General features: G+C 61.0%; 22 protein-coding genes. 9 read left to right on the top strand and 13 right to left on the bottom strand.

Annotation, left to right across the window (positions count from 1 at the left end):
* Positions 1 to 8: 8 nt before the first annotated feature.
* On the bottom strand, positions 9 to 500 hold the full coding sequence (gene purE / locus EGJ09_RS16935) for a 5-(carboxyamino)imidazole ribonucleotide mutase (RefSeq protein ID WP_125924414.1): 492 nt from the start codon (positions 498 to 500) through the stop codon (positions 9 to 11).
* 271 nt (positions 501 to 771) lie between these two features.
* On the opposite strand from purE, the gene EGJ09_RS16940 reads away from it, so the two are divergent.
* Complete coding sequence (locus EGJ09_RS16940) at positions 772 to 1,392, top strand: hypothetical protein (protein WP_115273263.1); 621 nt, start codon at positions 772 to 774, stop codon at positions 1,390 to 1,392.
* On the opposite strand, the gene EGJ09_RS16945 is transcribed toward EGJ09_RS16940, so the two are convergent.
* The gene (locus EGJ09_RS16945) at positions 1,384 to 2,301 is read right to left on the bottom strand and encodes a LysR substrate-binding domain-containing protein (protein WP_046786835.1); all 918 of its coding nucleotides are present in this window, start codon (positions 2,299 to 2,301) and stop codon (positions 1,384 to 1,386) included. The genes EGJ09_RS16940 and EGJ09_RS16945 overlap by 9 nt on opposite strands.
* A gap of 182 nt (positions 2,302 to 2,483) precedes the next feature.
* On the opposite strand from EGJ09_RS16945, the gene aspA reads away from it, so the two are divergent.
* The 5 genes from aspA to EGJ09_RS16970 all read left to right on the top strand — a co-directional run bounded on the left by aspA (position 2,484) and on the right by EGJ09_RS16970 (position 8,697).
* A complete protein-coding gene (gene aspA / locus EGJ09_RS16950; RefSeq protein WP_042111854.1) occupies positions 2,484 to 3,908 on the top strand; it encodes an aspartate ammonia-lyase in 1,425 nt (474 codons plus the stop codon).
* Positions 3,909 to 4,337: 429 nt separating this feature from the next.
* The gene (locus EGJ09_RS16955; protein ID WP_125924415.1) at positions 4,338 to 5,156 is read left to right on the top strand and encodes a hypothetical protein; all 819 of its coding nucleotides are present in this window, start codon (positions 4,338 to 4,340) and stop codon (positions 5,154 to 5,156) included.
* Between the two features lie 290 nt (positions 5,157 to 5,446).
* Entirely contained in the window at positions 5,447 to 6,439 is a 993-nt protein-coding gene (locus tag EGJ09_RS16960; RefSeq protein WP_125924416.1) for an AraC family transcriptional regulator, read from the top strand.
* A gap of 111 nt (positions 6,440 to 6,550) precedes the next feature.
* Positions 6,551 to 7,594, top strand: a complete 1,044-nt coding sequence (locus EGJ09_RS16965; RefSeq protein WP_046786833.1) for a histone deacetylase family protein — start codon at positions 6,551 to 6,553, stop codon at positions 7,592 to 7,594.
* Complete coding sequence (locus tag EGJ09_RS16970; protein WP_115273260.1) at positions 7,594 to 8,697, top strand: polyamine ABC transporter substrate-binding protein; 1,104 nt, start codon at positions 7,594 to 7,596, stop codon at positions 8,695 to 8,697. Before EGJ09_RS16965 ends, EGJ09_RS16970 begins: the two co-directional genes overlap by 1 nt.
* A gap of 97 nt (positions 8,698 to 8,794) precedes the next feature.
* On the opposite strand, the gene EGJ09_RS16975 is transcribed toward EGJ09_RS16970, so the two are convergent.
* Genes EGJ09_RS16975 through EGJ09_RS16995 form a run of 5 tightly spaced genes read right to left on the bottom strand, consistent with a single transcriptional unit; the run spans position 8,795 to position 12,676 of the window.
* Positions 8,795 to 9,427 carry an SCO family protein gene (locus EGJ09_RS16975; RefSeq protein ID WP_039603498.1) on the bottom strand — a complete coding sequence of 211 codons (633 nt, stop codon included), beginning with the start codon at positions 9,425 to 9,427 and terminating at the stop codon, positions 8,795 to 8,797.
* Positions 9,424 to 10,317, bottom strand: coding sequence for a heme o synthase (gene cyoE / locus EGJ09_RS16980; RefSeq protein WP_119688035.1), 894 nt, complete (start codon positions 10,315 to 10,317; stop codon positions 9,424 to 9,426). The genes EGJ09_RS16975 and cyoE overlap by 4 nt, the downstream gene beginning before the upstream one ends.
* Positions 10,302 to 11,375 carry a heme A synthase gene (locus tag EGJ09_RS16985; RefSeq protein ID WP_125924417.1) on the bottom strand — a complete coding sequence of 358 codons (1,074 nt, stop codon included), beginning with the start codon at positions 11,373 to 11,375 and terminating at the stop codon, positions 10,302 to 10,304. The genes cyoE and EGJ09_RS16985 overlap by 16 nt, the downstream gene beginning before the upstream one ends.
* A 10-nt stretch (positions 11,376 to 11,385) precedes the next feature.
* Entirely contained in the window at positions 11,386 to 11,970 is a 585-nt protein-coding gene (locus EGJ09_RS16990) for a hypothetical protein (RefSeq protein WP_125924418.1), read from the bottom strand.
* Positions 11,936 to 12,676: an SURF1 family protein gene (locus EGJ09_RS16995; protein WP_125924419.1), complete on the bottom strand. Its 741-nt coding sequence runs from the start codon at positions 12,674 to 12,676 to the stop codon at positions 11,936 to 11,938. Before EGJ09_RS16995 ends, EGJ09_RS16990 begins: the two co-directional genes overlap by 35 nt.
* Positions 12,677 to 12,727: 51 nt before the next feature.
* On the opposite strand from EGJ09_RS16995, the gene EGJ09_RS17000 reads away from it, so the two are divergent.
* The gene (locus tag EGJ09_RS17000) at positions 12,728 to 12,931 is read left to right on the top strand and encodes a twin transmembrane helix small protein (RefSeq protein ID WP_012312078.1); all 204 of its coding nucleotides are present in this window, start codon (positions 12,728 to 12,730) and stop codon (positions 12,929 to 12,931) included.
* Positions 12,932 to 12,963: 32 nt separating this feature from the next.
* Here EGJ09_RS17000 and EGJ09_RS17005 read toward each other — a convergent pair whose 3' ends face one another.
* Genes EGJ09_RS17005 through coxB form a run of 4 tightly spaced genes read right to left on the bottom strand, consistent with a single transcriptional unit; the run spans position 12,964 to position 17,205 of the window.
* Complete coding sequence (locus EGJ09_RS17005; RefSeq protein WP_125924420.1) at positions 12,964 to 13,851, bottom strand: cytochrome c oxidase subunit 3; 888 nt, start codon at positions 13,849 to 13,851, stop codon at positions 12,964 to 12,966.
* 16 nt (positions 13,852 to 13,867) lie between these two features.
* Positions 13,868 to 14,434 (bottom strand): cytochrome c oxidase assembly protein, encoded by a 567-nt coding sequence (locus EGJ09_RS17010; protein ID WP_046786827.1) that lies wholly within the window; start codon positions 14,432 to 14,434, stop codon positions 13,868 to 13,870.
* 10 nt (positions 14,435 to 14,444) lie between these two features.
* Positions 14,445 to 16,034, bottom strand: coding sequence for a cytochrome c oxidase subunit I (ctaD, locus tag EGJ09_RS17015; RefSeq protein WP_012312075.1), 1,590 nt, complete (start codon positions 16,032 to 16,034; stop codon positions 14,445 to 14,447).
* A 43-nt stretch (positions 16,035 to 16,077) separates the two neighbouring features.
* A complete protein-coding gene (gene coxB / locus EGJ09_RS17020) occupies positions 16,078 to 17,205 on the bottom strand; it encodes a cytochrome c oxidase subunit II (protein WP_046786826.1) in 1,128 nt (375 codons plus the stop codon).
* Positions 17,206 to 17,574: 369 nt separating this feature from the next.
* Between coxB and EGJ09_RS17025 the strand changes: the two genes are divergently transcribed.
* Both EGJ09_RS17025 and EGJ09_RS17030 read left to right on the top strand, forming a co-directional pair.
* The gene (locus tag EGJ09_RS17025; RefSeq protein WP_012312073.1) at positions 17,575 to 18,216 is read left to right on the top strand and encodes a hypothetical protein; all 642 of its coding nucleotides are present in this window, start codon (positions 17,575 to 17,577) and stop codon (positions 18,214 to 18,216) included.
* Between the two features lie 118 nt (positions 18,217 to 18,334).
* Positions 18,335 to 19,423 (top strand): hypothetical protein, encoded by a 1,089-nt coding sequence (locus EGJ09_RS17030; protein WP_125924421.1) that lies wholly within the window; start codon positions 18,335 to 18,337, stop codon positions 19,421 to 19,423.
* Between the two features lie 2 nt (positions 19,424 to 19,425).
* On the opposite strand, the gene EGJ09_RS17035 is transcribed toward EGJ09_RS17030, so the two are convergent.
* Positions 19,426 to 20,952 carry a SulP family inorganic anion transporter gene (locus tag EGJ09_RS17035; protein WP_125924422.1) on the bottom strand — a complete coding sequence of 509 codons (1,527 nt, stop codon included), beginning with the start codon at positions 20,950 to 20,952 and terminating at the stop codon, positions 19,426 to 19,428.
* 192 nt (positions 20,953 to 21,144) lie between these two features.
* The gene (locus EGJ09_RS17040) at positions 21,145 to 21,864 is read right to left on the bottom strand and encodes a carbonic anhydrase (RefSeq protein ID WP_012312070.1); all 720 of its coding nucleotides are present in this window, start codon (positions 21,862 to 21,864) and stop codon (positions 21,145 to 21,147) included.
* Between the last annotated feature and the right edge of the window lie 191 nt (positions 21,865 to 22,055).

Genomic DNA, 22,055 nt, shown 5'->3' on the forward strand with positions numbered 1-22,055 from the left:
GTTCAGCCTCAAGCCTGACGTGGGTCTGGATTGTCCAGCACAGTGTCGGTCTGCTCGGTGCGGAACTGCTTGAGCGCCGCGTGATAGTGCGGGTATTTGGCACCGAGGATGCTCGCCGACAGCAGCGCGGCGTTGACCGCGCCGGCACGGCCGATGGCCAGGGTGGCAACCGGTACGCCGGCAGGCATCTGCACGATCGACAGCAGCGAGTCGACACCCGACAACATCGACGACTGTACCGGCACACCCAGCACCGGCAGGTGGGTCTTGGCGGCGCACATGCCAGGCAGGTGCGCAGCGCCACCAGCGCCGGCGATGATCACCTCGATGCCACGCCCTTCGGCTTCTTCAGCGTACTGGAACAGCAGATCCGGGGTGCGGTGGGCGGAAACCACCTTCACTTCGTAGGGAATGCCGAGTTTTTCCAGCATATCGGCGGTGTGGCTAAGGGTGGACCAATCGGACTTGGAGCCCATGATCACGCCAACCAGTGCACTCATCGTCGAGCCTCTCCTGCAAGCGCCTTCTGGCGCGCTAAAAGCAACAAGCCACGCAGGTGGACCGGCGTGGCTTGTCATACGGATTCTGAATCGACCGGGTCGGCCGAAGGCGCGGGATTGTAGCGTATTTCAAGTCGGCCCGCCCACCCCTACAAGCACATGTCGGATCAAAGGGCAAGCTGTCTCGTGGGACAACTTTTTCCCACTGCCGAAAGGCATTCCGGGTGGTGACGATTGCGCCCGCCAATTTCAATCTCCTTGGAGAATCGCCATGCCCAAGACCCTCACGTTCTTTTTCAGCCTCCTGCTGTCCCTGCAGCTGCCTTGCGCCGTAGCAGCCAAGTCGCTGGTTGTGACCGTTTACCTTCACGACGAACTGGCCAGCATCAGCGACGAGCAATTGCACAACGATTACTTTCAGCACTGGCTCGATGAGATGCGCAGTTTCACCTCCCACCCCACGGAACTGATCTTGCGACGCAACGTGCCCGGCATCACCGATATTGATTATCAAGGCGTGCCATCGAGTCAGATTCTTGAGGCGTTCACCCAAGGAGTGCTTGAACTGACCTCGAACCACCCCTTCTCGTTCATGAACAAGCACCTGCTGATGACGCGCAACAGCTATGACCACAGCGGGCTTAACTACAATGCGGGCCTGGCGTACTTCAAACAGAACACCGCCATCGCCTCATTGGCCGCTTACAGCAGCGCCGCCCATGAAATCGGCCATCTGCTTTCCGCCACGCATGAAGACGCCGAACTGAAGTTCAACGGATGGGTGTGCGAAACCTACACACACCCCCGAATTCCGGCCCGATCGAACTGCTACCGGTACAGCGACAAGAACCGGGCGAACATCGCCGACTACCTCAAGTACAACTCACACTGAGCCTTCACCTTGAGCACCAGCGGACTCGAGCTTGCGCCAGAGCAGGCGCACGTTGGCCTTGCGCACCAATGCACAGCGATACAAGCGGATTTCCAGTGGCACATGCCACTGGGCCCCTCCGCAGATGGCCAACTCGCCACGCTCCAGTTCGCCACGCATTGAAAGCCGGGGCACCCAGGCAACGCCCATGCCTTCCAACGCCATGCTCTTCAAACTGTCAGCCATGGCTGTTTCATAGACCGTGGTGTAACGCAAATTACGCTGGCGCAGCAGCAGGCTCACGGAGCGGCCAAGGAAGGCGCCGGCACTGTAAGCAAGCAACGGTACGCTGGCATCGCCCTCAAGGTCGAACATCGGCTTTCCATCGGCCCCCACGGCGCAGACGGGAAGCATTTCGGTGGTCCCCATGTGCAGCGACGGGAAAATTTCGGCGTCCATCTGCAGCGCCGCATCCGGGTCATAGAAAGCCAGCATCAAATCGCAGCCGCCTTCGCGCAAGGCATGCACAGCATCACCGACGTTGGTGGCTACCAGCCGTGTGGCGATGTTCAAACCATCGTTGCGCAGTTGTGCAACCCAGCGAGGGAAAAAGCCTGATGCCAGCGAGTGCGCCGCCGCCACCTGGATCACCTCGCCCTGGCCACCTTCAAGATGATGCAAATGGCGTAGAACTTCGCTCAACTGGTCGACAACTGTGCGCGCCGTAACCAGAAAAAGTTGACCAGCCGCCGTCAGCTCGATGGGCGTGCGGGAACGATTCACCAGCGTCAGGCCAAGCGCCGCCTCCAAGCTACGAATACGTCGGCTGAACGCCGGCTGGGTGACGAAACGGCGCTCCGCCGCCTGGGAAAAACTACGGGTGGCGGCCAGCGCACTGAAGTCTTCCAGCCATTTGCTTTCTAGGTTCACTAAGCGAATCTCCCGGCATGCACCAAAATGGAACACGCTCGAATGTCAATTGGCGTCACATCAAACACTATGCCGTTTGTGCATAGGTTAGCGTGCAACAGCATTGGCCGCAAAATCCCCTTAAGGCCTAGGATTGGCGCCATTCCGGCATGTGCCGGGTCAAAATCGAGATGATATCCATCATGTCCTCCGCTGCATCGTTCCGCGTCGAAAAAGATCTGCTTGGTACCCTTGAAGTCCCTGCCGATGCCTATTACGGCATCCAGACTCTGCGCGCTGCCAACAACTTCCATCTCTCCGGTGTTCCGCTGTCGCACTACCCGAAGCTGGTCGTGGCACTTGCCATGGTCAAGCAGGCCGCTGCCGACGCCAACCGCGAGCTGGGGCACCTGAGCGATGCCAAGCACGCCGCCATCAGCGAGGCCTGCGCCCGCCTGATCCGCGGTGACTTCCACGACCAGTTCGTTGTGGACATGATTCAAGGTGGCGCTGGTACGTCCACCAACATGAACGCCAACGAAGTCATCGCCAACGTCGCACTGGAGGCCATGGGCCACCAGAAGGGTGAGTACCAGTACCTGCACCCGAACAACGACGTGAACATGGCGCAGTCGACCAACGACGCTTACCCGACCGCCATCCGTCTGGGCCTGCTGCTGGGCCACGACGCGCTGCTGGCCAGCCTCGACAGCCTGATCCAGGCCTTCGCTGCCAAAGGTAAAGAGTTCGACCACGTACTGAAGATGGGCCGCACCCAGCTGCAGGACGCCGTGCCGATGACCCTGGGCCAGGAATTCCGCGCCTTCGCCACCACCATGACCGAAGACCTGCAGCGCCTGCGCTCGCTGGCACCGGAACTGCTGACCGAAATCAACCTGGGCGGTACCGCCATCGGCACCGGCATCAACGCCGACCCTGGCTACCAGGCCCTGGCCGTGCAGCGCCTGGCGACCATCAGCGGCCAGCCGCTGGTACCGGCTGCCGACCTGATCGAAGCGACCTCCGACATGGGCGCCTTCGTGCTGTTCTCCGGCATGCTCAAGCGTACTGCGGTCAAGCTGTCGAAGATCTGCAACGACCTGCGCCTGCTGTCCAGCGGCCCACGCACCGGCATCAACGAGATCAACCTACCAGCGCGCCAGCCAGGCAGCTCGATCATGCCAGGCAAGGTCAACCCGGTCATCCCGGAAGCCGTCAACCAGGTTGCCTTCGCCATCATGGGCAACGACCTGGCCCTGACCGTCGCCGCCGAAGGTGGCCAGCTGCAGCTGAACGTGATGGAGCCGCTGATCGCCTACAAGATCTTCGACTCGATCCGCCTGCTCCAGCGTGCCATGGACATGCTGCGCGAGCACTGCATCGTCGGCATCACTGCCAACGAACAGCGCTGCCGTGAACTGGTCGAGCACTCGATCGGCCTGGTCACCGCCCTGAACCCCTACATCGGCTACGAAAACGCCACCCGTATCGCCCGCGTAGCCCTGGAAACAGGCCGTGGTGTGCTGGAACTGGTGCGCGAAGAACAGCTGCTGGACGAAGTGATGCTCAACGACATCCTGCGCCCGGAAAACATGATCGCTCCACGTCTGGTTCCGCTGAAGGCGTAACCCGGCTGCTGCAAACAGTCTCACCAGGTTTGAGGGACTAGACACCTCTCGACCTTTCAAGGGCCCGAGCGCACGCTCCGGGCCCTTTTTTTGTTCTTCACGCAATCCGGGAAAGACGCAAACAAGGACGCCGGATTGATGGGTGATATTCGTGCGAGCAAACCAAAGCCCCACCACCGCTTGGGATTGTGAAGCGATGACTGCGCCTGCCTAAGACAAGCGGAACAGCAGGTTCTTTCTCTTGGGGGTGAGAAATCTCTTTCCGGAAGCCCACCGCCTTTTATATCTGAATGTCGTTTCGAATAAGGGCCTCAAATTAGCTTAGCGCCACTGCCCTTGTTTACCTGTCAAAACTATCATTTTTACCAGTTGCCGCAGCCATTGAGTGAAATTAGCATTCGGACTACCAACTCCTCAAAGAGACGTGTCATGAAAAACTATAAAATCACTCGCATCGTAAAGGCTCCTCGGACAGGCTTTGAAACTCATCCTTATGTTATTGAAGACCCCGCCAGTCCGCACTCCCCTGAACATCGCCTGGGCGACTATAGTTTAGGCAATGCTTCCAGCTACGAGGGGCTACTCGATAAAAACTTCATTTATGATCCCTCTGATACCACCCTGCTGATGGGCACCTGGAATAGCGGGGAAGCAAAAAGGCAAGGTAACACCTTCGTTCTGCCAGTCCTCGCTCATAAGCTTTTTCCTGGATCCGTAGTCGAATTAGGAGAAAAAATCAGAAAATTACGCATGGTGGTAATCGTAAAAAGCAACACTATTCCTGCACATATTAGGAACAGCGATTACATGCTCTTACCACTAGAGTTCTACATTAACCAAGCTGATACCATCAATGAAATTTTAGCGCCAGTTATCAAATCATTGAGAGGGCAGGACGTTTTCCTGGAGCGGATAGCCAAGCTAAAATGGGATACGATTGATAGTCAAGCTGCAAAAATGAAAGCGGCAAAAGAAGAAAACGACCGTATTATGTGGATGCGGGGAAGTTCCATGCCAGACCACGGGATACCCTGGCCCATCGAGAACGCGGATCAAGGTCGCTCGCTGAATAGGTCAAAAACCTACGATGAAAACTCGATAGCAGATGATGAAGTTGTTGTTTGCACCCTCTACCGCAGCGGAAACGGAATGACGAGTTATGGAGGCGCCGGTAAATTCGACACAGCAAATTTCTGGACCGATACATTATCGGATATGTTTGTCGACGTCATTTCGAGTGCCGTCTAAGCGCCCAAGATGGTTATCGTCGCTTTCCAGGTGAACCCGATCGCCGGCAAACCAACGCGGATGACGCTTGGCCAGGCAATGCCGGGACGTCGCGCCAATGTAACCAAGCCTTTCTGGCTGCATCCTTAAGCCCCTCGGCGGGAGCCAAGTGCGTAGCGCAGTCACACTGGGCTCCTGGCCGGTGGCTTTAATGATCGCCACGGGCATTGTACCTTCCGCTAGTCAACGCCGATTGCGATAACGGCATGCAAATTGCTCATTTATTCATACCTGTCCCGGGAATAGCGAGCATGCTGCACAGCCACCTGACCACCCTCAATGCGGTTTCGCTGATCCTCAACCTGTTTCAGGAACAGGGGTGCGAGGCAACGGCGCTGCTGGCTGGCAGCGGTATAGGCCCGGCAGACCTTGGCCATGCCGATGCGCGCATCACTACCCAGCAAGAGCTGCAGGTATGCGCCAACGCCGTGGCACGGCGTGAAGACATCGGCCTGGAGCTGGGCAGACGCATGCATGTGTCGTGCTACGGCATGCTGGGTTACGCCCTGCTCTCCAGTGCCACTTTGGGTGACGCCTTGCGCCTTGCTTTGCAGTATCCGGCACTGCTGGGAACAGTCTTTCGCTTACGCCTGATAGACGATGGCCAGCGCATCTGGCTTAGCGCCGATGAATATCGCGACCTCCCGGCGCTGGCCGCTTTCAATGCCGAGTTCTGCCTGGTATCGCTCAAAGTCATCTGTGACGACCTGCTGGGCCGCCCGCTGCCGCTGCTCGGCGCGCGTTTCGAACATGCTCGGCCCGACTATCACGCCCGCTATACCGATGCGTTCCCGTGCCCGCTCGGGTTCGGCGCGCCGGACAACGCCTTTGCTTTCGAGCGGCGCTGGCTGGAAGCCCCACTGCCCCTCGCCGACCCGATCACCCACAAAGCCATGGGCGAGCGCTGCCGGCGCCTGAACCTTGAATTCACCGGGCGCCAGGCCTGGCTGGGGCGGATACGCCAATTACTGCTGCAGCAACTGGACGCTGCCCCGGGCCTGGAAGGCTTGGCGCGGCAGATGAACTGCTCGTCTCGTACCTTGCGCCGGCACTTGCAGGCGCTGGGCAGCAGTTATCAACAGCTGCTCGATGAGCTGCGATTCGAGCGAGCCAAGCAACTGCTGGCCGATGGGCAGATGCCGATCTACCGAATTGCCGAGCGTTTGGGGTTCAGTGAGACGGCAAGCTTCCGGCATGCCTTCCAGCGTTGGAGCGGTGTGGCGCCCAGCCATTTCCGAGGTTGATCAAGGCCGGCGAGCTTGGCCACATCGATCCCCTTTTGGCCGTTTGCGTCGTTCTCCCGCGCCCGGCAGCCCGTGAAAATGGGCCAACGCCAGTACTACCGGAGAACAACAATGCTGACGATCTATTCCGATGACCACCGCCTGCACCACGGCCGCTGCGAGCTGATCGACGGCAAACTGATGCCCTGCTTCGAGATGCCTTCGCGTGCTGACCATGTGCTCGAGCAGGTGAAAAAGCGCAACCTCGGTGATGTCCAGGCCCCGACCGACTTTGGCCGTGCACCGCTGCAGCGCATCCACAGCGCCGACTATCTCGACTTTTTCGAAGGCGCCTGGGCACGTTGGGCGGCGCTGGGTCAGGAGGGCGACTTGTTGCCCTTCACCTGGCCGGCACGCACCTTGCGCCAAGTCAAACCCACCGGCCTGCATGGCGAGTTGGGCTACTACAGTTTCGATGCCGGCGCGCCCATCACCGCAGGCACCTGGCAGGCCGCCTACAGCGCAGCACAGGTTGCCCTCACCGCCCAAGCTGCAATCGAGCAAGGCGCCCATGCGGCCTTCGCCCTGTGCCGCCCACCAGGGCATCACGCCGCCGCCGAGGTCATGGGCGGTTACTGCTACCTGAACAACGCCGCGATTGCTGCCCAGGCCTTCCTCGACCAAGGCAGGGCCAAGGTGGCCATCCTTGACGTCGATTACCACCATGGCAATGGCACCCAGGACATCTTCTACCAGCGCGATGACGTGTTCTTCGCCTCGATCCACGGCGACCCGCAAGACGAGTTCCCGTTCTTCCTGGGCTACGCGGACGAAACCGGCGCAGGCGCGGGCGAAGGCTGCAACATCAATTACCCGCTGCCTGCCGGCAGCGACTGGGCAGCCTGGAGCGCCGCGCTGGAAGACGCCTGCCGGCGCATCGCCGATTACGATGCCGACGTTTTGGTCATCTCTCTGGGCGTGGACACCTTCAAGGATGACCCTATCTCCCAGTTCAAGCTGGACAGCCCGGACTATCTGGAGATGGGCAAACGCATCGCCCAGCTCGGCAAGCCGACCTTGTTCGTGATGGAAGGCGGCTACGCAGTGGAAGAAATCGGTATCAACGCGGTCAATGTGCTGGAAGGCTTCCAGCTCGCCCAGCCAGGAGCCCGATAATGGCCCGACTCAAGCGCCTGCTCGCCCCACTCATAGCTGCCACCCTGTTCACCGGCGCCGTCCAGGCACAAGCCGAACAGCGCACCTTGCGCGTCTACAACTGGTTCGATTACATCACCCCGCAAACCTTGACCGGCTTCCAGAAGGACAGCGGCGTCAAGCTGGTCTACGACATCTTCGACACCAACGAAGCCCTGGAAGCGAAGCTGCTAACAGGCAACTCCGGCTACGACGTGGTAGTACCGTCCAACGTGTTTCTCGCCAAGCAGATCGAGGCGGGGGTGTTCCAGCCACTGGACCGCAGCAAGCTGCCGAACTGGCAACACCTGGACCCGGCACTGATGAAGCTCATCGAGGCCAACGACCCAGGCAACAAGTTCGCCGTGCCCTACATGTACGGCACGGTGCTGATCGGCTTCAACCCGGACAAGGTCAAGGCGGTACTGGGCGACAAGGCCCCCGTGGACAGCTGGGACCTGCTCTTCAAGGAAGAGAACATCGCCAAGCTCAAGCAGTGCGGCGTAGCGCTGCTCGACTCGCCATCAGAGATCCTGCCGCTGGCGTTGCAATACCTGGGGCTGGACCCCAACAGCAGCAAGCCGGATGACTACAAGCAAGCCGAGGCTCTGCTGCAGAAGATCCGCCCCTACATCACCTACTTCCACTCTTCCAAGTACATGGCGGATATCGCCAACGGTGACATCTGCGTTGCCGTTGGTTATTCCGGCAGCTTCTCCCAGGCAGCAAACCGCGCCCGGGATGCGAAAAACGGTGTGGTGGTGGACATGCGTTTGCCCAAGGAGGGCGCGCCGATCTGGTTCGACATGCTGGCGATTCCGAAGGGCGCTGCCAACCCGGAGGATGCGCATACGTTCATCAACTACCTGCTGCGCCCAGAGGTGATTGCGCCGATCAGCGACTTTGTCGGGTACCCGAACCCGAACAAGGATGCGACGGACCAGGTCAGCCCAGCGATCCGCAACAACCCCAACCTGTATCCAACGGCGGAGGCGATGGCCAAGCTGTATACGCTCAAGCCTTTGACGCGTGAGGCAGAGCGGGCGAGGACGCGGGCCTGGACCAGGATCAAGTCCGGGACTTGATACCGTCTTGCAACAGGACCGCGCGCTCCTGCAGAAGAGCGCGGTTCCTTGTTGAGCGGCCTTGTGTCGCGATGGCCTGCAAAGCAGGCCAGCAATCTCAATCCCGCTTCACAAGGCCCGGCAACTGCGCCACCAGCTTCTGGTTGTTGAACGGCGCGCGTATGAACCCACGCTGACGCCCGTCCGGCCCGACAATCGCCAGGTTACCGCTGTGATCCACGGTATATCCGGGCTTGCTGGTATCCGCCGGAATGAACGGAATGCTCAAGGCATTGGCCAGCTTCTGGGTATCCTCGATCGACCCCGCCACCCCGACGAAATCCTTGTCGAAATAACCCAGGTACTGCTTGAGCTGGTTCGGCGTGTCGCGGTTCGGATCGACACTCACCAGTACCACCTGCAGCCGGTCGACCGCTTCCTTGGGCAGCTCGCTCTTCACCTGGCGCAACTGGGCCAGGGTGGTGGGGCAGATATCCGGGCAATAGGTATAGCCGAAGAACAGCAGCGACCATTTGCCCTTGAGATCGTCAAGCTGCACCGGCTGGCCGTCCTGGTTGGTCATGGTCACGTCGGCAACCGTGCGGCTCTGCGGCAAGAGGATGATGCCGGCATCGATCAGCTCGGTGGGGTTTGGCTGGTCACTGCCATTTAGCACCTTGTTGACGGTCAGGCCCATGATCAACGCGACCAGGGCAACGAGGATGAAGACGGTTTTCTGGGTTCGGGTCATAGGTTCAGCAACAGATAGTGGTCAACAAGCAACGCAATGAACAGCGCGAACAGGTAGCCGATAGAGTACTTGAAGGTGCCGATCGCCGCGTGCGGCCGGCTGCCACGGTACAACACCCAGGCCCATTGCAGGAAGCGCAGGCCAAGGGCGAGGGCGCAGGCCAGGTACAACGGGCCGCTCATGTGGATGGCGTAGGGCAGCAGGGTCACCGCCAGCAGTATGAGGGTATAGAGCAGGATGTGCAGCTTGGTGTAGCGCTCGCCGTGGGTTACCGGCAGCATCGGGATATCGGCCTTGGCATACTCCTCCTTGCGGTGAATGGCCAGGGCCCAGAAGTGCGGCGGCGTCCAGGCGAAGATGATCAGCACCAGCAACAAGGGCTCGGCACTGACTTGGCCACTTACTGCCACCCAGCCAAGCAGCGGCGGGGCCGCGCCTGCAAGGCCACCGATAACGATGTTCTGCGGCGTCGCACGCTTGAGAAAGCCGGTGTAGAGCACCGCATAGCCGAGCAGGGAGGCAAGCGTCAGCCAGGCGGCAAGGGCGTTGGTGAACATCAGTAACAGGGCCATGCCCAGCAGCGCCAGGGCGAGGGCGAACAGCAGCGCCGGCAGTGGCGCGACCCGCCCTTGGGCCAGCGGCCGCTTGTGGGTGCGGGCCATCAGCGCATCGATGCGCCGGTCCAGCACATGGTTGACCGCCGCAGCGCCCCCGGCGCACAGGGCAATCCCCAGGTTGCCGAACAACAGCACGCTCCAAGGTACCCCGGCACGGGTCGCCAGGAACATGCCCACCAGCGAGGTGATCAGCATCAGCACCACCACCTTGGGCTTGGTCAGCTCCAGATAGTCGCGCCAGCCTGCACGCTGCGCAGTTAGAAGCGTCGCCACGAGTCGTTCCTCAAGTGATGGGCCGCGCCCACGCCTGTCACCGGCGTCAGGCGCCAGCCCTGGCCCACGCGCACCTTGTCGACGACGCGGATACGGTAGTTGACCAGCACCATGCTCAGCAGCAACAGGGCGCCGCCTGCGTTATGCGCCACAGCCACCGCCAGAGGCAGGTGCAGCAGCACATTGCTGATGCCCAGGCCTACCTGCAGCGCCAGCACCAGCAGTACCAGGCGCCCCAAACCAGGCAAGCCACAGCGGTGCAGCTTCCAGCTGAGCATCAGCAGCACACCAGTGACCAGCAGCGCGCCCAGGCGGTGGCTGATGTGGATGGCCGTGCGCGCATCGCTGTCCAGTTGCCCGCCCAGGTAGTTGGGGCCGACGTGCTGGGTCAGGTGGAAACCGTTGCTGAAGTCCGCTGCCGGCCACCACTGGCCATGGCAGGTCGGCAAGTCTGTGCAGGCAACGGCCGCATAGTTGGAACTGACCCAGCCGCCCAAGGCAATCTGGCCGATCACCACCAGCAGCGCCAAGGCAGCAATCCGCCGCAAGCTCAGCGGTAATTTAGGCAACGGTGCAAAGGCCCGTGACAGGCGCAGCGACAGCAGGAACAACAAGGCCAGGGTAGTGAAGCCACCCAGCAGGTGTGCGGTGACGACCTGCGGCCACAGCTTGAGGGTCACTGTCCACATGCCGAATGCCGCCTGGGCCAGTACAACGCCTAGCAACAGCACCGGCAGGCGGTAGGGCTGGCCGTCGCGCGAATGCCGGCGCACGGCCTGGAAGGCGAGCAAGGCAATCACCAAGGCGAGCGTGCCGGCAAAGTAACGATGGACCATCTCGGCCCAGCCCTTGGCGACCTCCACCGGGTGCTCGGGGAAGTGCAGCTCGGCATGCGCCAGCTGCGCGTCGGTTTTCGGTACGCTGATGAAGCCATAGCAGCCAGGCCAGTCTGGGCAGCCCAGGCCAGCATGGGTCAGACGGGTATAGGCACCGAGCAGTACGACCAGCAGTGCCAGCAGGGTGGCGAACACAGCGAGGCGGAATCCGGGTCTGGCCATGGCAGGGCTCCTAGCCGATGTTGGACAGCTTGAGCAGGTGGCGCAGGTCATCCAGTACGTGCTTGCCGCTGACCTTGCCGTCATAGCGCAGCACCAGGTTGCCGTGCGGGTCGACGATCCACAGCTGCGGCGCGGGGTTTCCTACCTTCTGAAGGTAGCGCTGTGTATCGAGTGGATAACGCTGCAGCTGTGGGTACTCGTGCCCCAGCAAGGCCTGGTAGCCGGCACTCAACGGTTGGGCAGCGGCCAGGGCATGGCTGGCACGGCTGGCGTCCCGGCCAAGGCCAATCTGGATCTGCCGCGCCAGGTAAACCAGGCGCTGGCAGTCTTCGGCACAGCTTTCTGGGGCGCTGACCAGCAGTTGCCAACGTGCGTCTTCGCCAGCGATGCCGATATCGCTGCGGCTCTGGCCATTGCCGATCATCGTACCGTGATAGCTTCGGCCTTCCGGCACCCAGAACTTGAGCTTGTACATGCTGGTGGCCAGGATCATCGGGCCGAGCACCACCAGCAGAATCAGGATCAGCTGCAAACGCCCGCGGGCTCTGGGTTTGCGACGCTCAGGCAGGTCCAGTGGAGTGGTGGTGGCGGCCATGGCGGTTCTCCTTTTTGTTGTGCCAGCCAAAGTAGAGGTAGAGCAGCACCAGTGCGGTGGCCAGGGCGAACCATTGCACCGCATAACCCAGGTGTTTTTCCGGGCCCATGGCGACCACCGGCCAGTCCAGGCGGTAAGCCGCCGGGCCGGGTTGCAGGCGCAATTCATGGGCGAACCCTTCGCGCCGAAGCTGTTGCCACAGTTGTGCGGGGTTCACGGCCGTCAGCAGGTGCGGCCATTGGCCGCCAACGGGGTCGGGGTGCAATTGAAAGGTGTTGCCGGGCGCTACGTATACCGAGGCATCCAGGGCCAGAGCCTGCGCAGGGGTGTCGAAGGGCACCGGTACGCGGCGGTCGGGCCAGGGCAGCCACCCGCGGTTGACCAACAGCCACAAGCCGCTGGGCTGGTCGAGAAAGGGCTGCAGCAACTCGACGCCTGCCTGGCCGTCGCGCATGCGATTGTCCAGCAGCACGCTGTGCTCGGCATCGAAACGGCCGTAGAGGTGCACACGGCGGAAGGCGGTATCGTCGCTCGGCTGCAACTGGGCTGCGGAAAGCGGCGCGTCGACGCTGCGCTCGGCATGGTTGGCCAGCAATGCGCGCTTTTCGTCGGCTCGGCCCAATTGCCAGCAGCCAAGGGCAATCAACCCCGGCAGTAGCGCAAGCACTACCAGGGTGGGTACCCAGCCCGGGCGAAACGGCCTCACGGGCGCCTCGCTATACTTATCCACATCACCGCATCCCCCTGGAGAAACGCCATGCTCAAGGCCGCGATCGTCATGATGCTGTTGGCCACCATTGCCAGCCTGTTCAGCGGCCTGGTGTTTCTGGTCAAGGACGATGAAAACTCGACCCGCCTGCTCAAGGCACTGACCGTGCGTGTCACCTTGGCCTGCCTGACCATCGCCCTGGTTGCTTATGGCCTCATCAGTGGCCAGCTGGTCTCCCACGCTCCTTTTTAAGCCTCTCTGCGCCACAAGGGCTGCGTCGCCCTTCACAGCACATACACAAAGATGAACAGCCCGACCCACACCACATCGACGAAGTGCCAATACCAGCTTGCCGCCTCGAAGCCGAAGTGTTTGTCCGGGTTGAAGTGCCCACGCAGGATGCGCACGAACATCACGATCAAAATGATCGTGCCCAAGGTTACGTGGGCACCGTGGAAGCCTGTGAGCATGAAGAAGGTTGCGCCGTAGATCCCCGAGCCCAGCGTCAGGCCCAACTTGGTGTAGGCCTCGAAGTATTCGTAGGCCTGCAGCGCGATGAAGCTCAGCCCCAGCAGGATGGTGATCGCCATCCACAGCTTCAGCGCCCCACGGTGGTCACGTCGCAGTGCATGGTGGGCGATGGTGATGGTCACGCTCGAACTGACCAGCAAAATGGTGTTGATCAAAGGCAGGTGCCAAGGGTCGATGACGTCCTTGGCCGGCGGGAACAGCTTGGGGTCCGGGGTATTGAGCAGGGGCCAGGTGAATTCGAAACTGGGCCACAGCATGTGTGCGACCCCCTTGTCGCCTTCACCACCGAGCCATGGCCCGGCCAGTACCCGCACGTAGAACAGTGCGCCAAAGAAGGCCAGGAAGAACATCACCTCGGAGAAGATGAACCAGCTCATGCCCCAGCGGAACGAGCGGTCCAGCTGCGCGCTATACAGCCCGGCGTGGCTTTCCTTAACGACCGCCCCGAACCAGCCGAACAGCATGTAGGCCAGCAGCAGCGCACCGACGAAGAAAATCAGCGGCCCATGGGAGTCGGGGTGGCCAGCCTTGAGGTCGTTGAACCACGTGCCAAGGCCGTACACCGTGACCAACATGCCGATGGTGGCAATGATCGGCCACTTGCTCTGCGCAGGGACGTAGTAGTGGTCATGACTTGCCATTGCTGTTCTCCTTCCCTTAACGGGCGCCCTGAACGTCCTGGGGCGCGACATGCGCGACCGGCGGGTGACGAGCGGTGATGTCGAACAAGGTGTAGGCCAGTGTCAGGTGCTTCACGCTGGCCGGCAGGTCCCGGTCGACGATGAAGCGCACAGGCATCTCGATACGTTCGCCGGGCTGCAGCACCTGCTGGGTAAAGCAGAAGCACTCGGTCTTGTGGAAATACGCCGCGGCCTCGGCCGGTGTGATGCTGGGTACGGCCTGGGCGCTCATCGGCCGGTCAGTGGTGTTGTGAGCCACGAAGATCATCTGGTTGACGGCCCCCGGGTTGACCGCGAGCTGGTCGGCAGTGGCATAGAAGTCCCAGACCATGTCACCGGCATTGGTCGACATGAACTGCACCCGCACCGAACGCGTCGGATCGCTGACCTGGCTACCCTCATACTGCCCGCCGGTCTTGCCATTGATGCCGAAGGCCCTGCACATGACATCGTAGATCGGCACCAGGGCAAAGCCGAAGGCGAACATCACCACCGTCAGCATCAGCAGGCGCAGCACCAGACGTTTGAGCGGTTGGCCGGTCATGGGCGGTTACCTATTTCACATCCGGTGGCGTCTGGAAGGTGTGATACGGCGCCGGCGAAGGGACCGACCACTCAAGGCCCTCTGCACCATCCCAGGGTTTGGCCGGGGCCGGCGCGCCGCCGCGAATGCACTTGATGACGATGAACAGGAAGAAGATCTGCGTGGCACCAAACATGAACGCACCGACCGATGACACCATGTTGAAGTCGGCGAACTGCAGGTTGTAGTCAGGAATGCGCCGCGGCATGCCGGCCAAGCCAACGAAGTGCATAGGGAAGAAAGCCAGGTTCATGCCAATGAACGACAGCCAGAAATGCAGCTTGCCGAGGGTTTCGTCGTACATGTGGCCGGTCCACTTCGGCAGCCAGTAATAGGCCGAGGCGAAGATGCCGAAGATCGCCCCAGGCACCAGCACGTAATGGAAGTGCGCCACCACGAAGTAGGTGTCGTGGTACTGGAAGTCTGCCGGCGCGATGGCCAGCATCAGCCCGGAGAACCCACCGATGGTGAACAATATGACGAAGGCGATGGCGAACAGCATCGGCGTCTCGAAGGTCAGTGAGCCTTCCCACATGGTGCTGACCCAGTTGAACACCTTCACCCCGGTGGGCACGGCAATGAGCATGGTCGCGTACATGAAGAACAACTCACCCACCACCGGGATGCCGACCACGAACATGTGGTGCGCCCAGACGATGAACGACAGGAAGGCGATCGCACCCGTGGCATAGACCATCGAGGTGTAGCCGAACAGCGGCTTGCGTGAGAACGCCGGGATGATCGAGCTGACCGCGCCGAAGGCCGGCAGGATCATGATGTACACCTCTGGGTGGCCGAAGAACCAGAACACATGCTGGAACAGCACCGGGTCACCGCCACCGGCGGCACTGAAGAAGCTGGTGCCAAAGTGGATATCCATCAGCATCATGGTCACCACACCGGCCAGCACCGGCATCACCGCAATCAGCAGGAAGGCCGTGATCAGCCAGGTCCAAACGAACAGCGGCATTTTCATCAGGGTCATGCCCGGTGCGCGCAGGTTGAGAATGGTGGCGATGACGTTGATGGCCCCCATGATCGAACTGATACCCATCAAGTGGATGGCAAAGATGAAGAAGGTCACGCTGGCGGGGGCATAGGTGGTCGATAGCGGGGCGTAGAAGGTCCAGCCAAAGTTCGGCCCGCCACCAGGGCTGAACAGGGTCGATACCAGCATCAGGAACGCTGCCGGCAGCAGCCAGAAACTGAAGTTGTTCATCCGCGGCAGGGCCATGTCCGGCGCGCCGATCATCAGCGGGATCATCCAGTTGGCCAAGCCGACGAAGGCCGGCATCACTGCGCCGAACACCATGATCAGGCCGTGCATGGTGGTCATCTGGTTGAAAAATGCCGGCTCGACGATCTGCAGCCCGGGCTGGAACAGTTCGGCGCGTATCACCATGGCGAACGAGCCGCCAAGGAGGAACATGATGAAGCTGAACCACAGGTACATCGTGCCGATGTCCTTGTGGTTGGTGGTCAGCACCCAGCGCATCAAGCCCTTTGCCGGGCCGTGGGCATGCTCATGGCCGTGGGCGTGGTCGTCGATCACTGCACTCATGTCCTGTCTCCTGCAGCCCACTGACTGCCGCGAGTAACCCGGTTCATTGCGCTTGTGCCTGCTTGAGCGCCAGCACGTCCTTCGGTGTGACCATGTCGCCTTTGTCATTGCCCCAGGCGTTGCGCTCGTAGGTGACCACGGCGGCGATATCGACCTCAGACAGCTGCTTGCCGAAGGCCGCCATGGAGGTACCGGGCTTGCCGTGGAAGACGATGTTCAGGTGGGCCTCTATGGGGCCGGTGGCGATCTTCGAGCCCTTGAGAGCCGGGAACATCGGGGGCAGGCCCTGGCCTTCTGCCTGGTGACAGGCCACGCAGGTGGTGTGGTAAACCTTGTCGCCGCGCGCGACCAACTCTTCAAGGGTCCATTCCTTGCTGGTCAGCTCCTTGAGTTTGGCCGCCTCGGCCTTGCGCTCGCCGAGCCAGGTGTCGTAGTCGGCCTTGGACTTGACCTCCACCACCACCGGCATGAAACCGTGGTCCTTGCCACACAGTTCGGTGCATTGGCCGCGATAGATGCCGGGCTTCTCGACGCGCGTCCAGGCTTCATTGACAAAGCCTGGGATGGCGTCACGCTTGACCGCGAAAGCCGGTACCCACCAGGAATGGATCACGTCGGCGGCAGTCACCAGAAAGCGCACTTTCGCCCCTACCGGCAGCACCAGCGGCTGGTCGACCTCAAGCAGGTAGTGCTCATCCTTGGGCGCCTTGTTCTGGATCTGGTCGGCAGGGGTGGCCAGGTTGCTGAAAAACTCCACGTCCTGGCCCAGGTATTTGTAGTGCCATTTCCACTGGTAGCCCGTAACCTGGATATCAATGTCCGATTCGCTGGCGTCGTAGATATCGATCAGGGTCTTGGTGGCGGGGATGGCCATGGCCACCAGGATGAGCAAGGGGACCACGGTCCACAGGATTTCCACCCAGGTGTGCTCGTGAAAATGCGCAGCTTGCTGGCCGGTGGAACGGCGGTGGATGACCATGGACCAGAACATCGCGCCGAACACCACGACGCCGATGATCACGCAGATCCAGAAGATGGTCATGTGCAGGTCGAACACGGCGTTGGAGACTTCCGTCGCCCCCGGCGCCATGTTCACGGTCCAGGCGGCGTTGGCCTGACCTAAAACCAACCACAACAGGAGGCCCATCCAGACTGGTGGATGTCGCATCATTGCGGGTTCCCCTTCTAATTCTTGTTGTCCCGGAGGCGTGGCCTGCGGCAAGAGGGAACGGCGGTCAAGACTGCCTGGCTTCGACGACCGAGCCCCTGCGAAAAGCAGTCGGGCCTCATCAGCGAATCACGTTCAACCCGAGTATAGACAGCGACCAATGGCACGCAACGACGCAGGTGAAATGATCTTCATGAAATCGCGAAATCGCCTGCAAGGCCTGCTCTAGACGCTAAGTGGCATAATGGTGGCATCTGCATATACCCAACAGCGCACACGTTTGCGCGATTTATAACAAATGCGTCTTAGGTATTCTGTATACCGAGCTAATTTAGTGTCTTCCGTTTGAAACGTATTGTCCCTGGAGTTGTCATGAACATCGCTGCTGTACGCGAGCAAATAAGCCAAGCCCACGATCACGAACGCCATACCGGCCAACTGAAAGAGCGTCTCGAGCTGCAACTGCCCCATCTGCACCCCTCGATCCAACTGCCTGAGCAGGACGCCCAGGGTACTTTGGCGCGCTTCGTCAGCGCCTATATCGACCAGGTGCCGGAGTTGCTGGAGGCTGCCCACGCGGTGGCGCTCGAGGCCGGTATCGAGTCGCAGATCAAACCTGTACTGAAGATCGCCGAAGCCTATTTCCTGCAGCCGCCGAGCGTGATGCAAGGGCACGTGGGCCTGGACTGCCTGCTGGATGAAGCCTACCTGGCGCACCGTCTGGTGGAGGAGGTGAACGACCTTTATATCCGCCACTTCCAGCAACCACTGATCCCATTCGATACCACCATGGCCAACTTGATTGCCCATCAACTGATCGGAGAGACCTTCGCCAACCAGCTCGATGAGGTGGTGCACCATTCGGTGGATGAAATGCTCAACGAGGAAAGCTTTGCTACCGAATCCGTAGAAGCCTACCGGGAAACCTTGAGCAGCCCGAAGACTGGCGAGGCCTGGAAACGCTGGCCATGCCTGTCGCGCCAGCTGGGTGTCGAACTGGGCCAGCCGGCCTGAGCGCTGCCAGCAGCCCCATGGGAACAGGCTCCAACTGATCGGCTGTACCGCGCACAGATAGATTCTTCCCGCCCCCCCCTATCGGGTAGGCATTGACCTAACAAGGCGAGGAAGAACCATGAGCATCAAATGGAACAGGCTCTACACGGACCTGTTACGCGGCAGCCGCTCCACCCTTTGGGGCAACTGGGCCCTCAACCCGGTCATCAAACCCGGTGCAGTGGGCATCATCGACCCGGCTTCCGGCGATTTCACCCTGGTCAACGAAGCGTTGCCCACCGTGCAGATTTCCAATGTTCAGCAAGGGCGCCGCTGGGCCATCAGCTCCAAGGATGTATCCCGCAGGGAGACAAAGGCCAATGTTTCAGGGACGGTGATCGACCCTGCCACCGGCGCTCAGGTCAAGCCAGACCTGACGCTAGAGTGGAACTTCGGTAAAGAGGAGTCGATCGCTTCGGAGTTTGCCCTTCATGGTGAGCAACGTCTGAGTGACCTGGCCTTGATCCACGACCAGTACGATTGGCTATATGCACAGGCCGAGAAAGTCGGCATGGCCAGCAATGGCAGGATTGCAGAAGGTTTTGGCGTGGTAACGAGCGTCATTCTGGCCAGTAGCGGCGTGAATGCCGGGGCCAAGAGCAAGAATGCCAAATTCGCCCTTTCGGGTTCAGCCAGCGGCCTGAACACCTTGCTGGGCGAAGACGGTATTTCAGGCAAAGGTGGGGCAACGTTCATTTCCATCCGCGATACCGCTTCGGTGGAATCGCACACGCTGCCTGCGCAAGATGGCCAGGTTGCGACCATCCCGCTGCCTGTGGCCTACAGCTTTGCCTCTTTTGGCCCCGACAGAATGATCATTCCGATCTGGGTGCGCAAAGTTGGCAGCTTGCAACTGCATGTCGACAGCAAGGCCACTTCCGCCACCACCTACATCACCAAGGTATCGATTGCCTATGATCTGCCAGGTGAACGCCGCACCACGGTTGGCCCGATGACCATTTCCGGCGGCCTGTCGCATAACTTCACCATTCCGCTCGGCGCCAGGAATCTCGACTTCAGCGCCGAATTCGTCAACCTGGGCGCCAATCAAACGTTGAAGCGGCACTGGGCGACGCCCCTCAGCCAGTGGGTTGGCGGCAGCCGGACCATCAACCTGTACGGTACCTGGCCCGGCTCGCCCTCCATCCGTGTCGTCGAGGAAGACTGACCTCAACACTCTGCCGCAGTGCGCAAGCCCCCTTCGATACGCCGCTTGAGCCCACGCGGCTCTATGAGCAGGCGTGATCCGGCGCTGCGCTGAGTACGCCCCCAATCTTCCAGTAACTCCAGTACCGAGTGGTCGATGTAACTGAGGTTGGCCAGAGGTACGTGCAGCTGAGTGCCAGGGGGCACCGTTTCCAGCACCTGGGTCAGTGCCGGCACCTTGAGAAAGGTGGCGGCGCCGGTGAGCCGCAGCTCCATGTGCCCCGGCCGGTCCAGGCTGAGCAGGTTGATCTTCAGGCGGGCCGCTTTGAGTGCCAGCTTCAGCAGCGTCAGGGCAAAGCCCAGCAGTACACCGGTCAGCAGGTCCGTGAAGATGATCGCCAGCGCGGTAGCTGCATAGGTGAACATGGGCATGCGACCGTAGCGGCCAAGCCCACGAAAGGCCTTGAAGTCGACCAACTTGATACCGGTGTAAACCAGCACGCCCGCCAGGCTTGCCACCGGGATCTGCTGCAGCACACTGCTCAAGACCACCACGAAAGCCAACAGCCACAAGCCGTGGAGGATCGCCGATGCACGGGTTTGCGCGCCTGCCTGCACATTGGCCGAACTGCGGACGATCACTCCGGTCATCGGCAGCGCGCCCAATACACCGCATAGCATGTTGCCGATACCCTGCGCGGAGAGTTCACGGTCGAAGTCCGAGCGCTGGCCGCTGTGCATGCGGTCCACCGCCGCGGCAGACAACAGCGTTTCGGCACTGGCGATGAAAGCCAGGGCGAAGGCGGCCACCAGCAAGGTCGGATCAGCCAGTTGCAGCAAATCTTCGGGGCGCAGCCAGTCGATGGCCTCGGTCAAGTCTGCCGGCACCTGCACGCGATTGACGGGCAGTGCCAGCCACATGCTGACCAACGTCATGCCCGCCACACCGAGCAAGGCCCCAGGTACGAACCGCAGCCGCTGTGGCCGCAAGCGTTCCCAACCCCACATCACGGCGATGGTCCCCAAACCGAGCAGGCCGGCCTGCCAGCCACTGCCGGCACTTTCAAAGGGCAGGGCGCTAGCCACTGTAGCGGGGAACCCGATCAGGTTCTGCAAGCCCGAAGGTTGCGGCGCGGTGTCGAACATCACATGCACCTGTGACAGCACGATCAGCACACCGATACCTGCCAGCATGCCGTACACCACCGCCGGGGCGGTGACGCGGAACCAGCAGCCCAGGCGCAAACGCCCGGCCAGCAATTGCAACAACCCCGCCAGCAGCAGGATCGGCCCGAGCATGGCAACGCCGTGTTGGCGCACCAGTTCGAACACCAGCACGGCCAAGCCCGCGGCAGGGCCACTGACCTGCAGTGGCGAGCCGGCCAGAAAGCCCACCACGATACCGCCGATGATGCCGGTTATCAGGCCTTTGGCAGGAGGCATGCCCGAGGCGATCGCAATGCCCATGCACAAGGGCAGGGCCACCAGGAAGACCACAACCGACGCCAGCAACTCTCGCGGCAAGGCCGCTTTCAACTGTGTAATGTTCACCGTGTTTCTCCTTTCTCTGTCACATGGCCTTTCCTCTGGCCATGGGCACGTTTGGCCCCTGACAAACGCGCAGGCGCGGGCCGCCAGCGAGCATGCCGGCAGGGCAGTCAGGGAATTCAAGGCAGCCGAAGGCCGCGCCACACCCCTGCGGGGTGCAGCCGGCTATCAAGGTTCTAGCGGTGGATGGGTCGCTTAGTAGCGGCCTCTCGGGGTCGCGCAGGGCACCGGCTCACCGGCGGCCAGGGGCATGAAGCTGTCGCTGGCGGCATCGTAGGCTTCGATCCGGCTGGTCTCGATGTCATAGACCCAACCATGGATGTACAGCTCGCCAGCCGCAAGGCGCGACGCCACCGACGGGTGGGTGCGTAGGTGGTGCAACTGGGCAATGACGTTTTCGCGGGTCAGCACCTGCATGGTTTCATGCTCGCTGCCGCAGGAGCAGTTGTTCTCGACCACGGTGCGTGCCACTTCGGCATGACGCAGCCAGGCGGAAACGGTCGGCATCTTGGCCAGCGATTGCGGGTTGAGTACCGCACGCATCGCGCCGCAGTCGGAGTGGCCACAGATGATGATGTGGTGCACGCCCAGCGCCGACACGGCGTACTCGATGGCGCTGGAAACGCCGCCGTTCATCTGGCCATACGGCGGTACCACGTTGCCAACGTTACGGGTCACGAACAGGTCGCCTGGCGAGCTCTGGGTGATCAGCTCGGGGACGATGCGCGAGTCGGCACAGGTGATGAACATGGCGCGCGGCGTTTGCGCGGTGGCGAGCTTCTTGAACAGCTCTTGCTGCTCAGGGAAGACGTCATGGTGGAAACGCAGGAAGCCGTCGACGATGTGCTTGAGGGCGGCATCGGCGCTCTCCGCGGGGGCCTGCGGAACGACCTTGGATGGGTCCTTGACGGGCATGATTCATCCTCTTGACGGTGAGTTGGTAAATCCATTTTACCGGTGAAAGATTCTGGCTATGCGAGGAATTAGATGACACGCACAGGCCATAGATCACAGTCTTCGTGGACTGGTTTCCTACGCTAGCGGGGAAAACTTAACTGAAACTTAATTCGGAGGCTCTAGAACGGGTGTTCCAGATATAAAAGGCG

The organism is Pseudomonas sp. p106 (assembly GCF_003936645.1).
In the GTDB taxonomy this organism is placed as follows: Bacteria; Pseudomonadota; Gammaproteobacteria; order Pseudomonadales; family Pseudomonadaceae; genus Aquipseudomonas; species Aquipseudomonas putida_E.